The 1452-nt window shown below is 71.9% G+C and carries 1 protein-coding gene; it reads right to left on the minus strand.

Translation table 11 applies throughout. The annotated features are described in order from the left end of the window. Positions 1-36: 36 nt before the first annotated feature. Positions 37-1167, minus strand: a complete 1131-nt coding sequence (locus AOJ26_RS39815) for an ATP-binding protein (RefSeq protein ID WP_053853216.1) — start codon at positions 1165-1167, stop codon at positions 37-39. Positions 1168-1452: the final 285 nt, after the last annotated feature.

Consider the following 1452-nt stretch of genomic DNA (forward strand, 5'->3'; position numbering starts at 1 on the left):
AGGTGAGTGCGTGAGCACCGGCCCCCGGGCCGGTGCTCACGCACTCACCTCGCGGCAGGCCCGGTAGAAGTCCTTCCAGCCGTCCCGCTCCCGGACGACCGCCTCCAGGTACTCCTGCCAGATGACCCGGTCGGCCGCCGGATCGCGGACGACGGCGCCGAGGATGCCCGCGGCGACGTCCCCGGCCCGCAGGACGCCGTCGCCGAAGTGGGCGGCGAGGGCGAGTCCGTTGGTGACGACGGAGATCGCCTCTGCCGTCGACAGCGTGCCGCTGGGCGACTTGAGCTTCGTACGGCCGTCGGACGTCACCCCGTCGCGCAGCTCACGGAAGACCGTCACCACGCGGCGGATCTCGGCGATGCCGTCGGGCGCGGCCGGCAGGTCGAGGGAGCGGCCGATCTGGTCCACCCGGCGCGAGACGATGTCGACCTCGGCCTGGACGCTCTCCGGCAGCGGCAGCACGACCGTGTTGAAACGGCGGCGAAGCGCACTGGAGAGGTCGTTGACCCCTCGGTCGCGGTCGTTGGCCGTGGCGATGAGGTTGAAGCCGCGGACCGCCTGCACCTCCGAACCGAGCTCCGGTATCGGCAGCGTCTTCTCGGACAGGATCGTGATCAGCGTGTCCTGCACGTCGGCCGGGATACGGGTCAGCTCCTCCACCCGCGCCGTCATCCCCTCCGCCATGGCCCGCATCACCGGGCTGGGCACGAGGGCGTCACGGCTGGGACCGTTGGCGAGCAGTTGCGCGTAGTTCCAGCCGTACCGGATCGCCTCCTCCGGCGTGCCCGCCGTGCCCTGCACGAGCAGCGTGGAGTCACCGCTGACGGCTGCGGCGAGGTGCTCGGACACCCACGTCTTGGCGGTGCCGGGCACGCCCAGCAGGAGGAGGGCGCGGTCGGTGGCGAGGGTGGTGACGGCGACCTCGACGAGGCGCCGCGGGCCCACGTACTTCGGGGTGATCACCGTGCCGTCCGGCAGGGTGCCGCCGAGGAGGTAGGTCGCCACCGCCCACGGCGACAGCTTCCAGCGAGCCGGGCGCGGACGGTCGTCGTGCGCGGCCAGCGCGGCGAGCTCACCGGCGAACGCCTCCTCGGCATGCGGGCGCAACGCCTCGGCCGGTTCTCCCCGCTGCGCTTCCACGGTCGTCGGTTCCACGGACACAGTCATGGCTGAGGCCCCCTCCAGCTCGGCCGGTTCGGATCTGTCACCAACCGTGCACCACGCCACTGACAATGCGATCCGACCTGCGAAAACGTGGTCGCGGGCCCGGAGCGGCGGTCGGCTGGGGGCCGATTGTCAGTGGGGGGATCTACCTTCGAGGACATGACTCAGCAGGGGGTGCGCTGGACGGCGGATCAGGTGCTGGCACTGGCTCCTGACGCCGCCTCACGCAAAGCGGGAAGCAAACTCGGCGCGGCCGGGCCGTGGGCCGAGGCGGGGAGTTCCGAGGAG

This window comes from Streptomyces sp. NRRL B-24085 (genome assembly GCF_001282115.1).
Taxonomy (GTDB): Bacteria; Actinomycetota; Actinomycetes; order Streptomycetales; family Streptomycetaceae; genus Streptomyces.

Excerpts from the sequence above, each read along its gene's own strand:
- AOJ26_RS39815 (WP_053853216.1), bottom strand. The coding sequence starts at position 1,167 with ATGACTGTGTCCGTGGAACCGACGACCGTGGAAGCGCAGCGGGGAGAA.